The sequence below is a fragment of the Embleya sp. NPDC050493 genome, from assembly GCF_044458105.1.
In the GTDB taxonomy this organism is placed as follows: domain Bacteria; phylum Actinomycetota; class Actinomycetes; order Streptomycetales; family Streptomycetaceae; genus Embleya.
Map to the genome: position 1 here is coordinate 1 of NZ_JBITHP010000015.1, position 22,775 is coordinate 22,775.

The following is a 22,775-nucleotide window of genomic DNA, read 5'->3' on the forward strand; positions in this document are numbered from 1 at the left end:
GGGGCGGCCGGCCCGGGGGGGATGGGGCACACCCCGGCCCGCCCCCGCCGGGGCGCCCCCGCCGGGGTGCGCGGCCCCCCCCCCCCCCCCCCCGGGCCCCCCGGCCGGGGGGGGGGCCCCCCCCCCCCCCCCGCCGCTCGCGTCGTCGTGCGCCAAAAGCCTCGCTCCCGGCCCGCAACGCCCCGGGGCCCAGGCCGTGTCCGGCGGATCGGACACGGCCTAGAAGAAAACCGACCGACGCTGCATCAACAGCCGGTAGATGGTGTGCTGGATGGTCTCGCGCACCTCGTCGGTGAGGTTGAAGACCACCATCGGGTCGTCCGCCGCCTCCTGCGCGTACGTGTCGGTGCGGATCGGCGCGCCGAACTCGATCCGCCACCGGGTCGGCAGCGGAACCAGGCCGAGCGGGCCCAGCAGCGGGAAGGTCGGGGTGATCGGGAAGTAGGGCAGGTTCAGCAACCGGGCGAGCGTTCGCACGTTGCCCACCATCGGGAAGATCTCCTCGGCGCCCACGATCGAGCACGGCACGATCGGCACCCCGGTGCGCAGCGCCGCCGAGACGAAACCGCCCCGCCCGAAGCGCTGCAACTTGTACCGCTCGCTGAACGGCTTGCCCAGGCCCTTGTAGCCCTCGGGCCACACGCCGACCAATTCGCCCTTCGCGAGCAGGCGTTCGGCGTCGGCGTGGCAGGCCAGGGTGTGCCCGCTCTTGCGCGCCACCGACCCCACCAGGGGCAGTTGGAAGACCAGGTCGGCGGCGAGCAGCCGCAGGTTGCGCCGGCCGGGGTGGTGGTCGTGCACCGCGACCTGGGTCATCAGCGCGTCCACGGGCAGCGTGCCGGAGTGGTTCGCGACGATCAGCGCGCCGCCCTCGGCCGGGATGTTCTCCAGGCCGCTGACCTCGATCCGGAAGTACTGCTCGTAGACCACCCGCAGCGCGGCCATCAGCGTGTCGTTGAGCTCGGGGTCGAAGCCGAACTCGTCCACCTCGTAGTCGCCGGCGATCCGCCGGCGAAGGAAGGCGAGCCCGTCCGCGGCCTTGTCCTCCCAGCCCGGTCCGGCCACGCCGTCCAGCAGCCCGGCGGCGGCACCGCCCACGACCCCGCCGACCGCACCCGCGAGCGACCCGAGCAACGAGCGACCGCTCCCCGGTGCCCGCCTGGGCCCCGGGCCCGCGCCTTCCGCACGCTCGCGAACCGGCCGCTCGCCGGTCGGGTGCTCGTCGGCCGAACGCTCCCCGGTCGGGCGCCCCTCGATCGACCGCACCGGCACCTCGCCCTCGACCGGCTCGGGCACCCGAACCGCCCGCGCGGGTCGGGTGGGCCGTCGCCCCGACCGGGGCGCGGGGGTCCGCGCACCGGAAGCGGCACCGTCGAAGGGAATGATCCGGGCGTCACCCATCGGGGCTCCTCCTGGTGAGCAGCAACGTGGCGAGTCGATCGGGCACCTGGGCCAGGCGCCTCGGGTCGAACAAGCCGGCCGATTGTCGACCCCAGGCGTAGTCGGCGAACGTCTCGGCCGTGTTCCTGGCCGCGACGAAGCCCAGTTTCTCCCGGGCACGCGTGGGGTCGACCACACGCCCGTGGGTGAGCAGCCGCACCTGCTCGGCGGACAGGTGCACCGAACCCGCGCGGCGCAAACCCTGATTGACCAGACCGATCGCGGCGGCCGGGAAGGGCATCACCGGTCGGCCCAGCCGACGGGCGGCCTGAGACAGGAACAGCACGCCCTCGGCGGCGATGTTGTAGGTGCCCGGCCGATCGGCCAGCACGGCGATCCGCAGCGCCTCCAGCAGGTCGTCCTCGTGCACGAACTGCAGGCGCGGGTCGTAGCCGAGCACGGTCGGCAACACCGGGAGCCCGAAGTAGGAGCCCATCGGCGAATCGGTGCGCGGCCCGAGCTGCGGCGCGAACCGCAGCACCGTGACCGCGACATCCGGCCGGCGCCGGGCGAAGCCGCGCACGTAGCCCTCGATCTCGACCGCGTCCTTGGCCCAGCCCGCGGAGGGCTGCACGCGCGGTTCGGTGTCCTCCGCGAACAGTGCGGGGTCGCGCGGCGAACCGCCGTAGACGGCGGTGGTCGAGCGCACCACGAGGCGGCGGATCGACGGCGCCTTCTGGCAGGCGGCGAGCAGCTGCATGGTGCCGATGACGTTGGTCTCCTTGACCGAGACCGCGCCGCCCTGGGTCGCCGGCACCTCGCTGGGGCTCAGGTGCACCACGGTGTCCACCGCCGCCGATGCGACCACCTTGGCGATCATCGGGTTGCGGATGTCGGCGAGCACGAAGTCCACGCCGTCGGGTCTGGTCGCGGGCTCGACCATGTCGACCCCGATCACCCGATCGACGCCGGGCTCGTCGCGGATCATCCGCACGAAATCGGCCCCCGGGTCGCCGGCTACACCGGTGACCATGACGACACGTCCCATGCTGTGCCTGCCCCCGCCCATGTTTGCTCGCCAGGTGATCGCCATGCAGCCGAATGGTTACGGAACGCATACGCGAGACGACAAGTTCCAACGTATCCGTCCCGACTACCCACCGGGCGCGCGTTTACGAGGCGTTCACACCGACTCCGTCCATCCGGGTGCCGGGACATCCGCTCGCCACGCCCCGAAACGCACGACGACCGCCCGACGCGTCCCCCGAAGGGAACACGACGGGCGGTCGCCCAAGGCTTCAGCGGCATACGCCGGTGGGATGCCTACTTCTTGTTGCGACGCTGCACACGCGTCTTCTTGAGAAGCTTGCGGTGCTTCTTCTTCGCCATGCGCTTGCGACGCTTCTTGATGACAGAGCCCACCGACAACCCTCGCTCACGTGACGTTCCTACCGCGCGGAGCCGGATCAGCCCGCACAACTGGGGGCCAGCCTACTCGCCGCCCCGGCCCACCTCTAAACGAGGCGGTCCGTAATGCCCCCCTACGCTGTTTCCACGTAGGAGTCTCGCAGGTAGTCGTGGACGGCCTGCTCCGGAACTCGGAAGGACCGACCAACCCTGATGGCCGGCATCTCGCCACTGTGGACCAGGCGATACACCGTCATCTTGGACACCCGCATCACCGCGGCCACCTCGGCCACAGTCAAGAAGTTGACCTCGTTGAGAGGCCTCTCTCCAGAAGCCATGACGCACCGAACCATTCAGCACGCGTCGGGCGCCGGCTTCCCCTCCGGCGACTGCCACACGCACGTGCGTCCCTCCAGAGTAGTGGCGTGTGGTACCAGTGGGGAAGAGGAGTAGTTATCCCACCTGAATCGCCCATCAGGCTGTTTTATGGATTGATTCCGGACAGTCCGGACCGGTCGAGCAGATAGGCCATGAGCGGTTCGTACAGGTGCGGCGCGACGTTGTCGTCGAGCGGGACGACCACCTCGACCCGGCCCTCCTCCGCCGCCACGAACAGCGCGGGGTCGTTGCAATCCGCGAAGCCGATCGTGGAAACACCCGCCTGACCTGCACCTCCGGCCCAGCCGTGGTCACCGATCAGCAGATCCGGGAGTGGCTCGCGCGCAGCCGCCAACTCGGCCAGCATCGCCCGGACGCCGCGCGCGGAGTGGGTGTGCCGGAAGTCTCCCTCGTCGTCGACGACCATCGCCACATCGCCCCGGTAGCGGATCGTGCGACCCTCCCCGCCCTCGGCGGTGGGCGTGCGATAGGCCCATCCGGCGGCGGGGCGCAGGAGCGTGCACCCGGCGCCGCGCAGCACACGCGCCAGTGTGCCGTACCACTCCTGTAGCCCTTTCGGGTGACCCGTGGCCACGATCACCCGCTCGCGGCGCTCGGCGGCCAGCGCCACCCGGTCCGCGTACGCGTCCAGGGCGGCGATGGTCAGATCCGGGTCGATGGTGTCCTGGCCGTTGCGGTGCGCCGGGTCGGCGACCACACCGCAACGACGCACCATCAGTGCCAGCACGTCGTCCGCGTTCCACCGGCCGTCCGGCTCCAGGCCGAACAGGTGCCCGGGGTGCCGCTCGCTCATCAGTCGGTAGTGCCGGAGGTTGTTCTCCCTCGTGGTCGCCACGTCGCCGGCGATCCGGCCGCGCACGAGGTGGGAGCGAAGCTCCGCGGGGGTGGGAACCGCAACGGTCACGCACAGCTCCTTGGGTCACGGGTCGAGGTCACGGCAGGCGTCGGGGGCGCCGGATCACAGGTCGAACATCGGGTCGAGACCGTGCGCCGGGAAGACCGCCCGCCGAGTGGCCAGAATTGATTGGTCGGTCCGATCCGCCGGGTCGTAGCCCGTAGAGAACGGCCGAAAATCGCCGGTCCCGCCGTCGGTCATCCGCTGTGGTCCCGTCTCGCGGGTCAACATCCGGACCTCCTCGCGCCAGTCCAGCGGCACGTCCCGGGCGGGATCGATGGGGTGCCCGGCCGCCTCGGCCACCAGGTGGGTCCAGGTGCGCGGGACCACGTCCACCGCCGCGTAGCCCCCGCCGCCGGTGGCGATCCAGCGCCCGCCGGCGTGTGCGTGCGCGAGTGCGTGCAGCGCGGCGTGCGCCGCGCGCTGCGCGTCCACGCTCAGCGCGAGGTGGGCGAGCGGGTCCTCCACGTGGGTGTCCGCGCCGTGCTGGCTGACCAACACGTCCGGGCGAAAGGCGGCGAGCAGCGGCGGCACCACGGCGTCGAACGTGCGCAGCCAGGCCGCGTCGGCGATCCCGGGCGGGAGCGCGACGTTGACCGCGAAGCCCTCGGCGTCCGGGCCGCCGATCTCGTCCGGGAAGCCGGTGCCCGGGAACAGGAAGCGCGGGCTCTCGTGCAGGCTGACGGTGAGCACGCGCGGGTCGTCCCAGAAGGCCCGCTGCACCCCGTCGCCGTGGTGCACGTCGATGTCCACGTAGGCGACCCGTTCGGCGCCGAGTTCGAGCAGGCGTGCGATCGCCAGCGCGGGGTCGTTGTAGACACAGAATCCGGCCGCGGCGGCGGGCATCGCGTGGTGCAGACCGCCCGCGAAGTTGATCGCGTGGTCGGCGCCGTCCGGGTGTTCGGGTCCCAGCCACACCGCGTCCGCCGCGGCGATCGAGGCGCCGGCGATCAGCGCGGACACGTCGTGCATGTCCGCGAACGCGGGGGTGTCCTCGGTGCCGATCCCGAACGCCGGATCGGCGTTTCGGGGGTCGAGCGAGGCGGCGCGCACGGCGGCGACGTAGGCGTCGGTGTGCACCATCGCCAGTTGCTCGTCGGTGGCGACGTGCGGTGCGCGCACCCGCAGTTCCGGCAGGTTGTGCAGGCCGAACGCGCGGATCAGGTCGATGGTCAGGCGCAGGCGTACCGGCTTCATCGGATGCCACGAGCCGAAGTCGTAACCGGTCATCCGGTCGTCCCACATCACCTGCACGGCTCGACTCATGCGGTCACGCTACCGCCCGGGCCGGCCCGCGATCATCGGTCGTGAGCGGGTTCACCGTGCGGGGCGAAGGCGCGGGCCAGCGGCACCACGGCGAGCACCAGGAACAGCGGCACCAGCATCGCGACGCGGAACGAGGCGAGGTCGGCGATCCCGCCCACGAGCGGGGTGCCGACCAGGAAGCCGACGTAGTTGAAGATGTTGAGTCGGGCCACCGCCTCGTCCGCGTCCTGCGGCGACTGGCGCCCGCCCGCGGCGAACGTCTGCGGGACCAGGACGCACAGGCCCACGCCCAGGATCACGAAGCCGAGCAGACCCACCGCGGCGTGTGGGGCGGCCAGGACCACCGCGAAGCCGGCGGCGGCGACCACGGCTCCGCCGCGGACCACGTTGACCATGCCCCAGCGGCGGACGCCCAGGTCGCCCACGCTGCGGCCGATCAGTGTGGTGATCATGTACGCGATGTAGGGGACCACCGCGAACGCCTCGGAGCTGTCCAGCACCTTCTCCAGGTAGACCGCGCTCCAGTTGGCCACTGTCGAGTCGCCGATGTAGGCGAACGTCATCACCAGGCACAGCGGGATCAGCGGGCGCCAGGGCAGCCTGCGGGCGGAGCGATCCGGGTCGGCGACCGGCGTCGCGGTGTCGGTGCCCAGGTAGCCGGGGCCGACCACGAGCAGGGCCGGCACGGTGACCACGACGGCTCCCGCGTACATCCACGCCAGCGGGACGTCACCCCACGCGCACAGCCCGGCGGCGCCGGCGCCGGCCAGGCCGCCGAGGCTGTACGAGGCGTGGAAGCCGAGCATGATGCTGCGTCCGGCCCGGGCCTGGATCGCCACGCCCTGCATGTTCATCGTGGCGTCCACCGCACCGAGGGAGAGCCCGAACACGAAGAGCACGATGGCCAGTTGCCACAGCCGATCGCCCGCACCGACGCCGATCAGGATCGCGCAGGCGATCGGCTGGGACACCCGGAGCACAAGCCGACTGCCGAAGCGCTTGGCCAGCGCGCCGGCGATCACGCTGCCCACGCCCGCGACGATCGGCACCACCGACAGGACCGCGGTCAGCGTGCCGTCGCCCATGTCGTAGCGGCGCTGGATCGCCGGGATCCGGGTCACCAGGAGGGCGAAGGACGCGCCCTGGATCAGGAAGCACGCGAGCAGGCTGAACCGCGCGCGGCGCAACATCTCGTCCTTGGACGGCCCGGCCGCCGGTTCGGTCACCTGCATGGGCGTGCACGCTACCGACGGGTCACTTCGACGGACAGAGGCCGGGAAGATCTTTTGATGAATCGTCAGATTCCGTGGCCCGGCAAACCGGGTGCAACCGGCCCGATTCCCAGCAGCTCCGGCAGGTCGGCCATGTCCTTGAACAACGAATCGGCGTCCGCCAGCCGCTCCGGCGGGGTCATCGCGGCATAGCCGTGGACGGTCATCCCCGCCGCCCGCGCGGCCTCGACCCCCAGCGGGCTGTCCTCGATCACCACGCAGCGCGCCGGGTCGACGCCCATCGTGGCCGCCGCATGCAGGAACAGGTCGGGCGCCGGCTTGCCCTGCGCGACGTCCTGGCTGCTGAACCGCACCGCGTCGGGGAAGTGCCCGATCAGGTCGGTCCGGGTCAGCGCGAGCCGGATCCGCTCGTGCGTGCCGGACGAGGCCAGGCAGTACGGGACACCCGCGAGGTCGAGTGCGGCGAGCACGTCGGCGACCCCGGCCACCGCCCGCAGTTCGGCCCGGAATCCGGCGAACACCCGCTCGTGGTAGACGTGATCGAAGTCGTCGGGCAGCGTGACGCCGGCCCGCTCGCGCACGGTCGTGTGCACGCGGGCCATGGTGCCGCCGAGGTAGTCGCGCAGCGAGTCCTCGTAGCTGGTGGGCACGCCCAGCTCGGTGAGCAGGCCGGCGAGCGCGCGGTTGGCGATCGGCTCGCTGTCCACCAGCACCCCGTCGTTGTCGAAGAGCACCAGCTCGGGCTTCACTTGAGGCCCTCGGCGATCTCCTGCGACCGGTTGCTCGCGGCCTCCAGCGCGGCCAGCAGCGCGGCCCGCACGCCGTGGTTCTCCAACTCGCGGATCGCGGCGATCGTGGTGCCGGCCGGGGAGGTCACCGCCTCGCGCAGCAGCGTGGGGTGCTCGCCCGAGTCGCGCAGCATCACCGACGCGCCGATCGCGGCCTGCACGATCAGGTCGTGTGCGGCGGCACGCGGCAGCCCGAGCAGGATGCCGGCGTCGGTCATCGCCTCGACCAGGAAGTAGAAGTAGGCCGGGCCGGAGCCGGACAGCGCGGTGACCGCGTCCTGCTGCTTCTCCGGGACACGGATGGTCTTGCCGACCGAACCGAAGATCTCCTCGACCCGCGCCAGGTGCTCCTCGGTGGCGTGCGCACCGCCGGAGATCGCGCTCATCCCCTCGTCCACCAGTACGGGCGTGTTCGACATGACCCGCACCACCGGGGTACCGGCGGCCAGGCGCGCCTCCAGGAAGGAGGTGGTGATGCCCGCCGCGCCGCTGACGACCAGCCGGTCGGCGGGCACGTGCGGGGCCAGTTCGTCCATCAGCGCGGCCATGTCCTGCGGCTTGACCGTCAGGATCAGGATGTCGGCCGCCTTGGCGGCCTCGGCGTTGCCGACCGCCTCCACGCCGTAGCGGCGGCGCAGATCCTCGGCACGCTCGGCCCGGCGCGTGGTGACCAGGAGGTCACCCGGGCTCTTGCCCGCCCGGATCATCCCGGACAACAGCGCTTCACCGATTTTCCCGGTGCCGACGACGGCGACCCGCTGAGCCATGGCCCCACACTTTCTCGCGTCCGTTGCTCCACCGGAGGCACGCCGGGTGCCTCCAGTGGCCACCGTACGGTACGTACACGTGTCCTACGGGGTGCGCCGGCGCAGGGTCAGCGCACCGAGGCCGAGAGCCGCGAGCGCGCAGCCGGCGACCACCGCGACATCGCGAAGCAGCAGGCCGGAGACCTCGCTGTCGGTGGTCAGTCGGAGCATCGCGTCCACCGCGTAGGACAGCGGAAGCACGTCGGAGACGGCTTCGAGCGCCGGCTGCATCTGCTCCCGCGGCACGAACAGCCCGCACAGCAGGAACTGCGGCAGGATCACCGCGGGCAGGAACTGCACGGCCTGGAACTCGGTGTGGGCGAAGGCGCTCACCAGCAGCCCGAGGGCGAGTCCGAGCAGCGCGTCCAGCACCGCGACGCACAGGATCAGCCAGGTCGGCCCGGCCACGTCCAAGCCCAGCAGTCCGATCGCGAGACCGGTGGCCGCGGCCGCCTGGACCACCGCGACCAGACCGAAGGCGAGCGCGTAGCCGCCGATCAGTTGCAGCTTGCCGATCGGCATGGTGAGCAGCCGCTCCAACGTGCCGGTGGACCGCTCGCGCAGCGTGGCCACCGAGGTGACCAGGAACATCACCACGAACGGGAAGATCCCCAGCAGCGGTCCACCGATGTGGTCGAACTTGCGCGGGTCGGCGTCGTAGAGCCAGTACAGCAGCGTGAGCAGCAGGCAGGGCACGAGCAGCATGAGGGCGATGGTGCGCGGGTCGTGCCGCAACTGGGCGAGCACGCGGCGCGCGGTGGCGGTGGTGGCGGTGCCGGTCATGACGCGCTCCCGGAGGCCGAGGCCGTGGACTCTGCCGAGGACTCGGGCGAGCCCGAAGGCGAGGGGGTGGTGGAGGTCGAGCCCGGCCCGGCCGCCGCGTCGACCAGCGCGAGGAAGGCCGACTCCGCGTCCCGCGTCCCGGTGCGATTCAGCAGCGCGGCCGGGGTGTCGTCGGCGAGCAGCACACCGTCGCGCAGCAGCAACAGCCGCTCGCAGCGCTCGGCCTCGTCCATCACGTGGCTGGACACCAGCAGCGTGACGCCGGTGTCGGCGAGCCGGTGGAACAGGCCCCACAGGTCCCGCCGCAACACCGGGTCGAGGCCGACCGTGGGCTCGTCCAGGACCAGGAGCTCCGGTGCCCCCAACAGCGCGGCGGCCAGCGAGACCCGGGCCCGCTGCCCGCCGGACAGTCGGGCCACCGCCGCGTCCTGGCGGTCGACCAGGTCCACCTCGCCGAGCACCCGGTCCACCTCGCTCGCCGCGGCGCCCAGGATCGAGCCGAAGTAGCGCAGGTTCTCCCGCACGGTCAGGTCCGCGTAGACCGACGGCGCCTGGGTCACATAGCCGATCGCGCTGCGCAGCCCGCGGTGTCCGGCGGGCCGGCCCAACACGTCCAGCCGCCCGCTCACCTTCGACTGCACGCCGACGATCGCGCGCATCAGCGTGCTCTTGCCGCAACCGCTCGGCCCGAGCAGCCCGGTGACGCTCCCGCGCGGCACCACGAACGAGACGTCGTCGAGCACCACGCGCCCACCACGTACGACCCGCAGCCCCTCGGCCCGGATCGCGTCGCCTCCGGCATAATTCATCATGTGTTGAATATGAGCCTGTCGCCCCACGCCGTCAAGCGGTCGGGACATTCCTGTTCACCGCGTCGGCCCGATGAGTCCGAACGCCGAAAGGGGCGCCCCGGCCGCAGCCGGGACGCCCCTTTCGAAAAGCGCCGTGGGTCAGTCGAACATCGACACGTCGCGCACGGCGCCCCGGTCCGCGCTGGTGGCCATCGCCGCGTACGCCTTCAACGCGGTGCTGACCACCCGGTCGCGGTCGACCGGGCGGTACTTGCCCAGGTCGTGCAGCAGCCGCTCGCGACGCTCGGCCAGCTCCTCGAAGGAGACCTCCAGCTCGATCCGCCGGTTCGGGATGTCGATGGTGATGATGTCGCCGTCCCTGACCAGCGCGATCGTGCCGCCGGCCGCCGCCTCCGGTGAGACGTGCCCGATGGACAGACCCGAGGTGCCGCCGGAGAAGCGCCCGTCGGTGATCAGCGCACACTTCGCGCCGAGCCCGCGGCCCTTGAGGAAGGACGTCGGGTAGAGCATCTCCTGCATGCCCGGACCGCCCTTGGGGCCCTCGTAGCGCACGACCACGACGTCGCCCTCCTTGACCCGCTTGGTCAGGATCGCGTCGACGGCCGCCTCCTGCGACTCGACCACCACGGCCGGCCCGGAGAAGGTCCAGATCGACTCGTCCACGCCCGCGGTCTTGACCACGCAGCCCGCCTCGGCGAGGTTGCCGTACAGGATGCCCAGGCCGCCGTCCTTGCTGTACGCGTGCTCGACGTCGCGGATGCAGCCCGCGGCCACGTCCAGGTCGAGCGAGTCCCAGCGCTCGGACTGGCTGAACGCGGTGGCCGAACGCACGCAGCCGGGCGCCGCGTGGAACAGCTCGACCGCCTCGGCGGAGGGCGAGCCGCCGCGCACGTCCCAGGTCTTGAGCCACTCGGCGAGCGAATCGGTGTGCACCGAGCGCACGTCCTCGTGCAGCAACCCGGCGCGGTACAGCTCGCCGAGCAGCGCCGGCACGCCGCCCGCGCGGTGCACGTCCTCCACGTGGTAGGGCGCGTTGTTCGGCGCCACCTTGGCCAGACACGGCACGCGCCGCGAGAGCGCGTCGATGTCGGCCATGGTGAAGTCCATCTCGGCCTCCTGCGCGGCCGCGAGCAGGTGCAGGATGGTGTTGGTCGAGCCGCCCATGGCGATGTCCATCGCCATCGCGTTCTCGAACGCCTGCCGGGTCGCCACGTTGCGCGGCAGCACGCTCTCGTCGTCCTGCTCGTAGTAGCGCTTGGTGATCTCCACCACCGTGCTGCCCGCGTTCTCGTACAGCGCCCTGCGCGCGGTGTGCGTCGCGAGCACCGAGCCGTTGCCCGGCAGCGCCAGGCCCATCGCCTCGACCAGGAAGTTCATCGAGTTGGCGGTGAACATGCCCGCACACGAACCGCACGTGGGACATGCGGCGTCCTCGATCCGCTCCAGGTCCTCGTCGGAGACCCGGTCGGACGCGGAGTCGGAGATCGCGGTGATCAGGTCCAGGTGCGGACGCACCCGGCCGTCCACCATGACCGCCGTACCGGCCTCCATCGGACCGCCGGAGACGAACACGGCCGGGATGTTCAGCCGCAGCGCGGCCATCAGCATGCCGGGGGTGATCTTGTCGCAGTTCGACACGCACACCATGGCGTCCGCCTGGTGCGCGTTGACCATGTACTCCACGGCGTCGGCGATCAGCTCGCGCGAGGGCAGCGAGTAGAGCATGCCCGAGTGGCCCATCGCGATGCCGTCGTCGACGGCGATCGTGTTGAACTCGCGCGGGATGCCGCCCGCGGCGGAGATCGCCTCGGACACGATCCGGCCGACCGGCTGGAGGTGGGTGTGCCCCGGTACGAACTCGGTGAAGCTGTTGGCGACCGCGATGATCGGCTTGCCGAAGTCTTCACGCTTGACGCCTGCGGCCATGAGGAGCGCACGGGCGCCCGCCATTTCGCGACCGTGGGTGACCGTCCGAGACCTGAGTTGCGGCACTGCACACACCCTCTCAGCAATTGGTCCGGTGGATCCGGGGTGCTTTCGAGCTTACGTCCGCGAACGGGAACGACGGGGCGGACGTCCACCATGCGACCCGCCGCGGGCCGGTCCCGGGTGGGCGTGCGCCCCGCCCGGTCGGCGCTCAGCCGGTCAGATGGCGCTGCAGGATCGGCGCGAGCCGGTCGGCGACGTGGGCCGCCGACGTCGAGGCGATCGGCTCCAGCCGCAGCACGTAGCGGGTGAGCGCGACCCCCAGGAGCTGGCTCACGCACAGGTTCGCCCGCAGCGCCCCGTCCTCGCCGCCGATCCCCTCGGCCAGGCGCGCGATCAGTTCGGCACCGACGAACTCGCGAAACGCCGGGCTGCCGCCGTCGGACACCGCGGTGCGCAGGATGGCCAGCAACCGGGTTCCGGTGTCCGGGTGCTCCCACAACGTCACGAACGCCTCGGCCAAGCGCTCGCCCGCATGCTCGACGCCCGCCGCGAACACCCGGCCGATCAGCTCCTCGGGCTCCAGCGGCAGGTCCATCGCGGCGATGAACACCCGGTCCTTGGGGCCGAAGTAGTGGTGCACGAGCGCCGGATCCACCCCCGCACCGCGGGCGATCGCGCGCACCGACGCACCGGCGTAGCCGCGCGCGGCGAACTCGGCGCGGGCCGCCTCCAGGATGCCCTCGCGGGTCGCCGAGGCGTCGCCGCGCCGGCCGGGCGGTCGGCCCGGACCGCGCCGCGCGCCGGCCGCGGTTCGCGCCTCAGCCATAGCGCCGCTCCGCCTCCGCCTCGGCCTCGGCCGCCAGGTGCAGCCGGGTGTACGCGAGCGCCTCGGCCAGATCCGCCTCGCGTTCGGCGCGCGAGGCGGCTCGGCGGGTGTTGACCTCCAGCACGATCGCCCCGGCGAACGAGGTGCGGGCGAGGTGTTCGAGCAGTTCCGCGCACGGTTGGGTGCCGCGCCCGGGCACCAGGTGCTCGTCCTTGAGCGAGCCGCTCCCGTCGGCCAGGTGCACATGCCCCAGCCGGTCGCCCATCCGGGCCAGCATGTCCAGCGCGTCCGAACGCGAGGTCGCGGTGTGCGACAGGTCGAGCGTGAAGTGCCGGTAGTCCTCGTCGGAGGGGTCCCAGTCCGGCGCGTACGCGGCGACCTCCTTGTCCCGGTAGCGCAGCGGGAACATGTTCTCCACCGCGAACAGCACGTCGGTCTCGCCCGCCATGCGGTCGATGCCGCGCACGAAGTCGCGGGCATAGCTGCGCTGCCAGCGAAACGGCGGATGCACCACGACGGTCTTCGCGCCGAGTCGCTCCGCCGCGTCCCGCGCGCGCACCAGCTTGGTCCACGGGTCCGTCCCCCACACCCGCTGGGTGATCAGCAGGCAGGGCGCGTGTACGGACACGATCGGCACGCCGTGATGGTCGGACAACCGGCGCAGCGCCTCGACGTCCTGGCTGACCGGGTCGGTCGAGACCATGACCTCGACCCCGTCGTAGCCCAGCCGGGCCGCGATCTCGAAACCGTCGGCGGTGGATTCGGGATAGACGGAGGCGGTGGACAGGGCGATCTTCGCGTCGGGGACGCGCAGAACCGCGTCCGGCACCCGCGCCTCGGACGTCTCGGCCCCCGTACCGTGGAGTATGTCGTGGTCGGCCACGTCGCCCAGAGTAGAACCATCCGCCGCCGACCCGGCCATTTCCCACCCATCGGTACGGGCGATCCGCGCGTCGGCCACGGCATCCGGGTGACCGGCCGGCCTCAGTCCATCCAGTCCAGCCGCCGCAGGATGATCCCCTCGCGCAGCGCCCACGGACACACCTCCACGGCGTTCACGTCGAACAGGTCCAACGCCGCGTCGGCCACTATCGCGCCCGCGACCAGTTGCGGGGCCCGACCCACGGACACCCCCGGCAGGCCGGCCCGCTCGCTCGCGGCCATCGCCGCGAGCCGGGGCAACCATTCGGCCAGGCCGGCCCGGCTGAGCGAGCGCTTGACGTAGGGGCCCTCACCCGAGGACGCCGCGCCGGCTATCCGGGCCAGCTGCTTGAACGTCTTGGACGTGGCCACCACGTGGTCGGGCCGACCGAGCCGGCTGAACTCGGCGACCGTGCGGGCGATCTCCGCGCGCACGTGCTTGCGCAGTACCCGCATCTCGTCCGGCGACGGCGGGTCGGTGTGCAGCCAGGACCGGGTGAGCCGGCCCGCGCCCAGCGGCAGCGAGGCCGCCGCGTCCGGCTCCTCGTCCACGCCCGCCGCGATCTCCAGCGACCCGCCGCCGATGTCGAGCACGAGCAGCCGCCCGGAGGACCAGCCGAACCAACGACGCACCGCCAGGAACGTCAGCCGGGCCTCGTCGGCGCCGGTGAGCACCTGGAGGTCCACGCCGGTCTCGCGGCGCACCCGATCGAGCACCGCCTCGGAGTTGGCCGCCTCGCGCACCGCCGACGTGGCGAACGGCAGCAGGTCCTCGACGCCCTTGTCCTCGGCGATCTCCAGGGCGGCGGCCATCGTCCGGACCAGCAGATCGACCCCGTGCGGGGCGATGCTCCCGTCCGGCTCCAGGAGCTCCGCCAGGCGCAGCTCGCGCTTGTGCGAGTACGCGGGAAGGGGTCGAGCACCCTGATGGGCGTCGACCACGAGCAGGTGGACCGTATTGGAGCCCACGTCGAGAACACCGAGTCGCATGGTCATGAAGGTAATCCGTCGCCCCCGGCGCGCGAGCGGGGGCGTTCCCTCGGTTGCCACACCTTTGCCCGACGGACCCCCCGGCCGCGAGCCCGAGGCCGGGTCCGGCGGATCCCGGTGGGGCCGCGCCGCCCGGCATCCGGCCTTCGGGCTCCTCGCTGCGCTCGTCTCGCCGCACCGGAGAAACAGCCGAAGGGAACGACTGTGCGGCCCCTTCTCCGGCCCGCCGAGCCACGGCACCCCACGACGCGACCTGATCCACCAGGATCCGCCGGACACGGCCTAGGCTTGTCCCGTGCCTGAGGTAGACCTGGATTTTCCGCGCGCTTGGTTCGAATTCCCCGACCCCGAGGACGCCGATCAGCTCTTTCGCTGCGACCTGACCTGGCTGACCTCGCGTTGGCAGTGCATCTTCGGCTCCGGCTGCCACGGGGTGGTGGCCGGGCGCGCGCCCGACGGGTGCTGCTCGCTGGGCGCGCACTGGTCGGACGAGGACGACGAGACACGGGTGCTGACCTGGGCCGAACGGCTCACCCCGCAGACCTGGCAGTTCCACGACCTGGCCATGGAGCAGGGCGTCAGCGAGTTCGAGGACGGCGACAAGCGCACGCGCCTGGTCGACGGGGCGTGCGTGTTCCTGAACCGGCCCGGCTTCGCCGGCGGCACGGGCTGTTCGCTGCACGCCCTCGCGCTGCGGGAGGGCGTGCACCCGCTGGAGACCAAGCCGGATGTCTGCTGGCAGCTGCCGGTGCGCCGGACCTACGACTGGATCGACCGGCCGGACGAGACCCGCGTGCTGATGGTGACCATCGGCGAGTACGACCGCCGGGGCTGGGGACCGGGCGGCCACGACCTGCACTGGTGGTGCACCGGAAGCACCGAGGCGCACGGCGCGGGCGAGCCGGTGTACGAGTCGTACGGCCCGGAGCTGCGCGAATTGATGGGCGAGGCGGCATACGCGGTGCTGGTCGCGGCATGTGAGGCCAGGCTGGCCGGCGGCCGGCCGTTCGCCCCGCACCCGGCGGATCCGATCGACTGAGCCCGGCCGGGGCCGGCTCGGCTCAGCCGGTCGGCTCGGGGCTGCGCGGCGGCGGCGTGCTCGCGGGGGGTGTGCTCGGCGGCGGGATGGAGGGGGTCGGCTCACCGGTACTGCCCTCGATGGTGATCACGGTGCCGCCCGGATCCACCACCATCCCGGCCGTCCACGCCCCCCGCGGGGCCCGCTTGGGATCGACCGAGACGGTGACGGTGTCCTGCTGCCCCGGGGCGAGCGTGCCGTGTGCGGGGCTCGGGCGCAGCCAGGTCGCCGCCGTGCGGGCCTGCCAGTCGACCGGGACCGAGCCGATGTTGCGCAGCGTGACGACCGTGCGATCACCGGTGTGGGTGGCGCTGACCAGAGGCGGCACGGGAGCGGGCGGCCCGGGCGGCGGGAGGACGGCGACACCGGGCGCGACCACCTCGGCGGCGAGCGGGGCGGGCGCCGGCGCGGAGGAGGTCGGGGTGAAGCCGGGTCCGCGCGACGCGCCCGAGGCGGCGGGGCTCCCCGTCGTCGCCGGCGACCTCGCCGGCCCGATCGGCGGCGCGGCCGTGCCGGGGCCGGCCGGGCTCTCCACCCGTGCGGAGGCGATGGTGACCGCCTTGGCGCCGGACTCGCCGGCGGACCCGCCGGACGCCTGCCACAGGGCCAGCGCGGGCGCGGCGACCACCGCGGCCACCACGACCGCCGCGATCACCGTGGCCCGGCGACGGTTGCCGCGCTCGACCACGCCGGCCCGAAAGACCGGGAAACCGGCTCGGTCGAACTCGGCGACCCGCCGGGCGATCTCCGGCGGCCGCTGGGCCGAGCGCCCCTTGCCGACCTCGCCCAGCACCTCGATCCGCAGCGCCGCCGGCGGCGCGACCAGCGCAAGGGTGACCGGCGCCGCCGCCGCACCCGTGGTCGGCGCCAGGTAGGTCGCGGCGCGACGCACGTGCGGTCCGCATCGCCGACACGTCTCCACGTGCGCGATCAGCCGCTCGCGCAGCGCGGAGGTGAGCCGCCCGGTGGCCAGTTCCCGGCCCTCTGGGCACCCGGACGAGGCCTCGACGCCGGCGATCGCCGCCCGGGTGCGGTCCACCTCCCGACCGGCCGCCAGCAGCAGGCTGCGGGCGTGCTGTTCGTCGCAGCCGAGCACGGCGGCCAGGCCGCGCGGGTCGAGCCCGTGTCGCACGGACAGTTCGAGCGCCTCGCGCTGCTCCGGTACCAGGCCCACCGCGTCCGGCCAGGCCAGTTCGTCCAGGTCGCCGCGCCGGGCGGGAGGGCGGCCCGCCTCGGTGCCGGGGAACAGATCGGCGGGCTCGTCGGCGCCCGCGGCCAGCGGCGGCAGGCTGCGCTCGTGTGCCCACACCACCCGCACGTCCTCGGGCCGCCCCGGCCCGGTGCCCACCCGCACGTGGGCATCCAGGCGGACCAGGCACTCGTACCGGGCGAGCGCGTACAGCCACGGTTTGAGCAGGTCCAGGTCGGGGAGCCGGCCGATGTGACGATCGGCCAGCACGAACGTGCTGCGCAGCGACTCCGCCGCCGCGTGGTGATCTCGGAGCACCGAGAGGCAGTAGGTGTAGAGCCCTTCGGCGTAGGCGTCGTAGGCGGCGCGTCCCCATGACAGCACCGCGGCGGGGGGAGCGGAGCAAGGAGCTCCGCCAGGAGCGGCTCCCGGGCCGGTTACCGAATCCGTCACGCTCGTGAACGTAGGTGTCCGAGAGCCGTCGACTCAGGCGATTTGCACTTTCATACGCCTTTCGAGGTCGACAATCATACTTTCGAGTGAATGTCCGTCACCTTTGGCCGGATTCTTTCATCGAACGTCCACACGACGACCCTCGCCGTTGACCACGAGCGAAGCACCCGTCGGATTCGCCGAAAGGATCACCTGCCACGTGGCGGCCGGGGTCCTGTCCGAATTCGCGGAGATCGTGATCGATATCGACTGACCATTGGCCAGCGTCCCGGAATTCGGACTCACCGTGAGCCAATCATTTTCCGCCATGGCCACGGACCACGTGACCGGCCCGCCGGTCGCGGTGAGCCGGACGGTCTGCGCGGCGCCGTCCGCGCCGAGCCCCACCGACGTGCGCGACCACGCGAGCGTGCCCCGCGGCGCCGGGTTGCCCGTCGTCTCCAGCGCCCGCGGCCGATTCACCGGCACCCCGCCCACCGACGCGGGGCCGGCCGTCGAAGGCTTGGCGCTCCTGCTGGTGCGGGCGGTCGGCTTCGCGCTGCCGGCCCGCGTACTCGGCACCGAGGTCGGCGCACTCGACCCGGGCGACCTCGACGGGGCGACACTGGGCGCGGGCGGGGGCGCAAACACCGTGGGCGGCCCGCCGACCGCCGGCTGATCCGGCGCCTCGGTCGAACCCAGCGCGACCGGCGATCCCGCGTCCCCGTCGCCCGGCCGCACCAGCACGGCCAGGCCGAGCACCAGCGCCACGGCCACCGCCCCCGTCACCACGACCGGAACCCGCGAGCGGGGCCTGCCCATCCCCTTCGGGAAGCCGCTCCGGTCGACCGGCCCGCCGCCGTCCCACCCGCCCGCGGCCGTCGCCCCGGCCCCGAGCAACCCGGTCCGGATCGAATAAGGCGCCGCGGGCGGTACGGCGGCGACCAGCACCGCCCGCACGTCCACCTTCCCCGGCCGCAACACCACACAGTCGGGGCACGAGTCGACGTGCAGGTAGAGCGGTTGGCGCAGCGACGCCTCCACCGCCGCACCCGCGTCCGGCAGCAGCAGCGCGAGTTCGGGGCAGTCCCGCCGCGCGTGCGTGGCCACCGCGTACACCGCGAGCGCGTGCTCGAACTGCTCCCGAGCGCGGATCAACGCCCGCTCCACCCGCCGCTCGGAGAGCGCCAGCACATCGGCCAGTTCGCGCTCGTGCAGGCCGTGCCGTACGGACAGGTCCAGCGCGATCCGCTCGACCTCGTCCACCGCCCACAACGCGTACGGGACCAGCGGCACCAGGCGCCGGCGATCGGGCACGCTCCAGGCCGCCCCGCCCGCGGCCAACACCTGCTCGACCACCCCGGGCCCGCGTCGGTCGACCGCGGTCAGGGCACACTCGGCCCGGGCCAGCCCGTACAGCAGCGCCCGGGCCCGGCCCGGCTCGCGCAGCGCGCGGATCCGCTCGGGCGCCACCGCCAGCGTCGCGCGCACCGCCTGTGCCGCGACCCCCGGCTCGTATCCCAGCGCCACGCAGAACCCGAACAGGGCGTCGCCATGGGCGTCGTACAGCGCGACGGCATCGGGCACCGCACCGCTCACGTCCGTCGTACCCGATCCCTGCCCCGCAACGTCCCCACCCGCCATGCCGCCTCACGGTAGGGAGAACGTCCCATGGTCACCATCGCTTTGCCGGCTCGGTGACAGGATCAAGACATTCCGACCATGATCGATCGGCGGCCGGCGATCGATGTCGGCGCGGGCCGTTAACGTTCCTGGCATGGCCAGGACCACCACGAAGGATCGCCCGTCGTACCGCTGCACCGAATGCGGCTGGACCGGGCCGAAATGGCTGGGCCGCTGCAACGAGTGCCACGCCTGGGGCACGGTCGAGGAGTTCGGCGCGCCCAAGGCCCGTTCGATCGTCGCCGGACCCGTCACCACCGCCGCGCTGCCGATCGGCCGGATCGACGTCCAGGCGGCCAAGTTCCGCTCGACCGGCGTGGAGGAACTGGACCGCGTGCTGGGCGGTGGCCTGGTCCCGGGCGCGGTCGTGCTGCTCGCGGGCGAGCCCGGCGTCGGCAAGTCCACCCTGCTGCTGGACGTGGCCAGCAAGTCCGCCTCGCCGGCCGCGCGCACGCTCTATATCACCGGCGAGGAGTCCGCCGCCCAGGTCCGGCTGCGCGCGGGCCGGATCGGCGCGTTGAACGAGGAGCTCTACCTCGCCGCCGAGACCGACCTCGCCGCGCTGATCAGCCACGTCGACGCGGTCAAGCCCGCACTGCTCGTGGTCGACTCGGTGCAGACCATCGCCTCGCCCGCGATCGACGGCGCGCCCGGCGGCGTGTCCCAGATCCGCGAGGTCACCGGCGCGCTGATCCGCATCGCCAAGGAACGCAACATCGCCACCGTCCTGGTCGGCCACGTCACCAAGGACGGCTCGATCGCCGGCCCCCGCGTGCTGGAGCACCTGGTCGACGTCGTGTTGCACTTCGAGGGCGACCGGCATGCCCGGCTGCGCCTGGTCCGCGCGATCAAGAACCGCTACGGCACGGCGGACGAGGTCGGCTGCTTCGAGCTGCACGACGAGGGCATCACCGGCCTGACCGACCCCAGCGGCCTGTTCCTGACCCAGCGCCAGGAGCCGGTCTCCGGCACGTGCGTCACGGTCACCCTGGAGGGCAAGCGCCCGCTCGTGGTCGAGGTGCAGGCGTTGGTGGCGCCGTCCCAGATCCCCACCCCGCGCCGGGCCACCTCGGGGCTCGACTCGGCCCGGATGGGCATGGTGCTCGCGGTCCTGGAGCGACGCGGCGGGGTGCGGCTGGAGAAGACCGAGATCTACACCGCCACCGTCGGCGGCGTGAAGCTCACCGAACCGGCCGCCGACCTGGCCGCGGCCCTCGCGCTCGCGGGCGCCGCCGCCGACCACCCGCTGCCGTCCAAGCTGGTCGCGGTCGGCGAGGTCGGCCTCGCCGGCGAGATCCGTCGGGCCACCGGCGTGCAGCGCCGGCTCGCCGAGGCATTCCGGCTCGGCTTCACCCACGCGCTGGTGCCGCCCGACCCGGGCAAGATCCCCAAGGGCATGAAGGTGATCGAGGTGGCCGACATCCGCGAGGCGCTGCGCGCGTTCAACCTGGTCTCGCACCGCGAGCGCAAGGCCGACCGCGAGTGAGCGGGCCGCCGCGGGCCCGCCCGGACACGACGCAGGCGGCACCGCGCCGTGCCGGCCGGCAACTTTCCGGTGCCCCGAGGAGTGACCACGTGTCGCCTCGGAGATACTCGACAAGCGGAACGGCATGCGCGACCTGTGCCGAAACACGGCTTCGGGCCGGATAAGGCGACCGGTCGGCGGCCGGGAGGCACTAGACTTTTCCACCGATCTTCCGACGTAGCGGCCGACCTGTGTCGACCGCAGGTCCTGAGGCGCTCCCGGCCGTGCATACCGGAGCAAATGCCCGGGTGACGGCCGATGGCCGGCCGAGGATGGCAACGACCACGGGGAGTTCTGTGGCTACGAATGACCGGACCGACAAGGGCACGAGCGCCGATGCGGCCCTCGTGAGGGCCGCGCTGCAGTCCGTGGCCCCGGGCACCGCACTGCGCGACGGCCTGGAGCGCATTCTCCGGGGCAACACGGGCGGCCTGATCGTGCTCGGTTTCGACAAGACGGTGGAGGCGCTGTCCACGGGCGGCTTCGTGCTCGACGTCGAGTTCTCCGCGACCCGGCTGCGCGAGCTGTGCAAGCTCGACGGCGGGGTCGTGGTCGACCGCGAGTGCACGAAGATCGTCCGGGCGGGCGTCCAGCTCGTCCCGGACCCGTCGATTCCGACGGAGGAGACCGGCACCCGACACCGCACCGCCGAGCGGGTCAACAAGCAGACCGGCTATCCGGTGGTCTCGGTGAGCCAGTCCATGCGGCTGATCGCGCTCTACGTCAACGGCAAGCGGCACGTGCTGGAGGACTCGGCGGCGATCCTGTCCCGGGCCAACCAGGCGCTGGCCACCCTGGAGCGCTACAAGCTCCGGCTCGACGAGGTGTCCGGCACGCTGTCCGCGCTGGAGATCGAGGACCTGGTCACCGTGCGGGACGTGTGCGCGGTGTCCCAGCGCCTGGAGATGGTGCGCCTGATCGCCCGCGAGATCGACGGCTACGTCACCGAGTTGGGCGTCGACGGGCGGCTGCTCTCGCTGCAACTCGAAGAGCTGATCGCGGGGGTCGAGGACGACCGCAAGCTGGTCGCCCGCGACTACGTGCCCGAGCGGGCGATCAAGCGCGGCCGGACCGAGGCCGACGTGCTCGCCGAGCTCGACGGTCTCGCCCATGCGGATCTGCTCGATCTGCAGACGGTGGCCCGGGCGCTCGGCTTCACGTCGGGCCACGAGGTGCTCGACTCCGCGGTCAGCCCGCGCGGCTACCGACTCCTCGCCAAGGTCCCCCGGCTCCCACCCGTGGTGATCGAGCGGCTCGTGGAGCACTTCGGCGGCCTGCAGAAGCTGCTCGCGGCCAGCGTCGACGACCTCCAGGCCGTGGACGGCGTCGGCGAGGCCAGGGCGCGCAGCGTGCGCGAGGGCCTGTCCCGACTCGCCGAGTCCTCGATCCTGGAGCGCTACGTGTAGCCGCGGTCGTACGCAGGACACGAGAAGGGCCCCGGCGCGTGCGCCGGGGCCCTTCTCGTGCTCGGATGCGGAACTCCCGCTACTTGCCCACCGTCGCGGTGAACACGAACTCGCCGGACGGCTCCAGGCCCGCCAGCGTGCCCTTGGCGCGGTAGGCGGCCTTGTCCGCGGGAGCCGCCTTGGTCTGGCCGCCGTTGGTGGCGCACTGCCCGGCGTTGGAGCGGGTCCAGGCCCAGTCCCGGGTGATCGACACGGCCTGGGCGGCGCCCTGCTGCAACTGCCGCACGTCGGTGGGGGCACCGGCGGCACAGTCGGCCGAGCTCCACAGCCGCTCGCTGCCCGAGAGCACCTCGATGTAGGCGCGGCTCGGCGCGAGGTCGACGTAGCAGGTCGGGCCGGACTCGTTGGTGACGATCAGCTTGAGCGCCACGTTCTGCGAGGCGTTGTACGCGCTCTTGCCCGACTCCACCGGCTGGATCTGCACCCGGATCATGCTCGGCGTGCACCAGTTGCCGCCGGCCGGGGGCGCCGCCTTGCCACCGCCGGGCGCGCCGCCACCGGGTGTGGTGCCGCCGCTGCCGGCGCTGCCCGCGGACTGCCCGGCGCTCTGGCCCGTTTGCCCCGCGGACTGGCCGGCCGTGCCCGCCGACGCGCCGGCGCTGCCCGCACCGGGCGTGCCGGTACCACCGCCCGGGATCGGCGGATTGGCACCGTTGGTCGGGTTGGGCCCCGGCGTGATGGCGCTCGGACCGGGCGAGCCCGATCCGGTCGCGATCGGCTTCTTGTCCGAGGCGTTCTTCTTGTCGTCGGAGTCCCCACCGGCAGTACATGCCCAGGCCACCAGCGCAATCAACAGCGCGAGGGCGAGCAGCACGACGACCCGCCGTCGCCAATACACGGTTGACGGCAGGTGACCCACGGGACGGCGCATCGAGTCCACGCGCAAACTCTAGGGGTAATCGTTACGCCGTCCGGTGTAGCCACACCGTCGAAAGCGTTGGAATTTCGCGCCGTGTCGCGGCCGAAGA

21 protein-coding genes are annotated in these 22,775 nt (G+C 72.5%); 3 read left to right on the forward strand and 18 right to left on the reverse strand.

The features are described 5' to 3' along the window. Positions 1-219 precede the first annotated feature (219 nt). The 15 genes from ACIBM5_RS26420 to ACIBM5_RS26490 form a co-directional block, all read right to left on the reverse strand. Positions 220-1,401, reverse strand: coding sequence for a lysophospholipid acyltransferase family protein (locus ACIBM5_RS26420; RefSeq protein WP_396009112.1), 1,182 nt, complete (start codon positions 1,399-1,401; stop codon positions 220-222). Beyond that, on the reverse strand, positions 1,394-2,413 hold the full coding sequence (locus tag ACIBM5_RS26425) for an NAD-dependent epimerase/dehydratase family protein (RefSeq protein WP_396009113.1): 1,020 nt from the start codon (positions 2,411-2,413) through the stop codon (positions 1,394-1,396). The genes ACIBM5_RS26420 and ACIBM5_RS26425 overlap by 8 nt, the downstream gene beginning before the upstream one ends. 290 nt (positions 2,414-2,703) lie before the next feature. Then, positions 2,704-2,802, reverse strand: a complete 99-nt coding sequence (locus ACIBM5_RS26430) for a 30S ribosomal protein bS22 (protein WP_012854759.1) — start codon at positions 2,800-2,802, stop codon at positions 2,704-2,706. A 119-nt stretch (positions 2,803-2,921) separates the two neighbouring features. Next, positions 2,922-3,125 (reverse strand): helix-turn-helix domain-containing protein, encoded by a 204-nt coding sequence (locus ACIBM5_RS26435; RefSeq protein ID WP_020549639.1) that lies wholly within the window; start codon positions 3,123-3,125, stop codon positions 2,922-2,924. A gap of 146 nt (positions 3,126-3,271) precedes the next feature. After that, a complete protein-coding gene (locus ACIBM5_RS26440; RefSeq protein WP_396009114.1) occupies positions 3,272-4,090 on the reverse strand; it encodes a phosphatase in 819 nt (272 codons plus the stop codon). Positions 4,091-4,144: 54 nt separating this feature from the next. After that, positions 4,145-5,347: an acetoin utilization protein AcuC gene (locus ACIBM5_RS26445; protein ID WP_396009115.1), complete on the reverse strand. Its 1,203-nt coding sequence runs from the start codon at positions 5,345-5,347 to the stop codon at positions 4,145-4,147. A 32-nt stretch (positions 5,348-5,379) separates the two neighbouring features. Beyond that, positions 5,380-6,579 (reverse strand): MFS transporter, encoded by a 1,200-nt coding sequence (locus tag ACIBM5_RS26450; protein WP_396009116.1) that lies wholly within the window; start codon positions 6,577-6,579, stop codon positions 5,380-5,382. A 65-nt stretch (positions 6,580-6,644) separates the two neighbouring features. Then, positions 6,645-7,328 carry an HAD family hydrolase gene (locus ACIBM5_RS26455; RefSeq protein WP_396009117.1) on the reverse strand — a complete coding sequence of 228 codons (684 nt, stop codon included), beginning with the start codon at positions 7,326-7,328 and terminating at the stop codon, positions 6,645-6,647. Next, positions 7,325-8,134 carry a pyrroline-5-carboxylate reductase gene (proC, locus tag ACIBM5_RS26460; RefSeq protein WP_391586470.1) on the reverse strand — a complete coding sequence of 270 codons (810 nt, stop codon included), beginning with the start codon at positions 8,132-8,134 and terminating at the stop codon, positions 7,325-7,327. The genes ACIBM5_RS26455 and proC overlap by 4 nt, the downstream gene beginning before the upstream one ends. Positions 8,135-8,218: 84 nt before the next feature. Further along, positions 8,219-8,956 carry an ABC transporter permease gene (locus ACIBM5_RS26465; protein ID WP_396009118.1) on the reverse strand — a complete coding sequence of 246 codons (738 nt, stop codon included), beginning with the start codon at positions 8,954-8,956 and terminating at the stop codon, positions 8,219-8,221. After that, complete coding sequence (locus ACIBM5_RS26470) at positions 8,953-9,768, reverse strand: ABC transporter ATP-binding protein (protein ID WP_396009119.1); 816 nt, start codon at positions 9,766-9,768, stop codon at positions 8,953-8,955. Before ACIBM5_RS26470 ends, ACIBM5_RS26465 begins: the two co-directional genes overlap by 4 nt. Before the next feature lie 138 nt (positions 9,769-9,906). Next, positions 9,907-11,760, reverse strand: coding sequence for a dihydroxy-acid dehydratase (gene ilvD, locus ACIBM5_RS26475; RefSeq protein ID WP_396009120.1), 1,854 nt, complete (start codon positions 11,758-11,760; stop codon positions 9,907-9,909). A 145-nt stretch (positions 11,761-11,905) separates the two neighbouring features. Then, entirely contained in the window at positions 11,906-12,523 is a 618-nt protein-coding gene (locus ACIBM5_RS26480) for a TetR family transcriptional regulator (RefSeq protein WP_396009121.1), read from the reverse strand. Then, positions 12,516-13,484 (reverse strand): sugar phosphate isomerase/epimerase family protein, encoded by a 969-nt coding sequence (locus ACIBM5_RS26485; protein ID WP_396009122.1) that lies wholly within the window; start codon positions 13,482-13,484, stop codon positions 12,516-12,518. The genes ACIBM5_RS26480 and ACIBM5_RS26485 overlap by 8 nt, the downstream gene beginning before the upstream one ends. 23 nt (positions 13,485-13,507) lie before the next feature. Beyond that, positions 13,508-14,434, reverse strand: a complete 927-nt coding sequence (locus tag ACIBM5_RS26490; RefSeq protein WP_391586568.1) for a Ppx/GppA family phosphatase — start codon at positions 14,432-14,434, stop codon at positions 13,508-13,510. Between the two features lie 295 nt (positions 14,435-14,729). Between ACIBM5_RS26490 and ACIBM5_RS26495 the strand changes: the two genes are divergently transcribed. Then, a complete protein-coding gene (locus ACIBM5_RS26495) occupies positions 14,730-15,473 on the forward strand; it encodes a hypothetical protein (protein WP_396009123.1) in 744 nt (247 codons plus the stop codon). A 22-nt stretch (positions 15,474-15,495) separates the two neighbouring features. On the opposite strand, the gene ACIBM5_RS26500 is transcribed toward ACIBM5_RS26495, so the two are convergent. Both ACIBM5_RS26500 and ACIBM5_RS26505 read right to left on the reverse strand, forming a co-directional pair. Further along, positions 15,496-17,085 (reverse strand): hypothetical protein, encoded by a 1,590-nt coding sequence (locus tag ACIBM5_RS26500; protein WP_396009124.1) that lies wholly within the window; start codon positions 17,083-17,085, stop codon positions 15,496-15,498. 186 nt (positions 17,086-17,271) lie between these two features. Then, complete coding sequence (locus ACIBM5_RS26505) at positions 17,272-18,777, reverse strand: hypothetical protein (RefSeq protein ID WP_396009125.1); 1,506 nt, start codon at positions 18,775-18,777, stop codon at positions 17,272-17,274. Positions 18,778-18,910: 133 nt separating this feature from the next. Between ACIBM5_RS26505 and radA the strand changes: the two genes are divergently transcribed. Then, complete coding sequence (radA, locus tag ACIBM5_RS26510; protein ID WP_391586462.1) at positions 18,911-20,302, forward strand: DNA repair protein RadA; 1,392 nt, start codon at positions 18,911-18,913, stop codon at positions 20,300-20,302. Positions 20,303-20,637: 335 nt separating this feature from the next. Then, positions 20,638-21,747: a DNA integrity scanning diadenylate cyclase DisA gene (gene disA / locus ACIBM5_RS26515; protein WP_391586461.1), complete on the forward strand. Its 1,110-nt coding sequence runs from the start codon at positions 20,638-20,640 to the stop codon at positions 21,745-21,747. Between the two features lie 79 nt (positions 21,748-21,826). Here disA and ACIBM5_RS26520 read toward each other — a convergent pair whose 3' ends face one another. Further along, positions 21,827-22,687, reverse strand: coding sequence for a hypothetical protein (locus ACIBM5_RS26520; protein WP_391586460.1), 861 nt, complete (start codon positions 22,685-22,687; stop codon positions 21,827-21,829). Between the last annotated feature and the right edge of the window lie 88 nt (positions 22,688-22,775).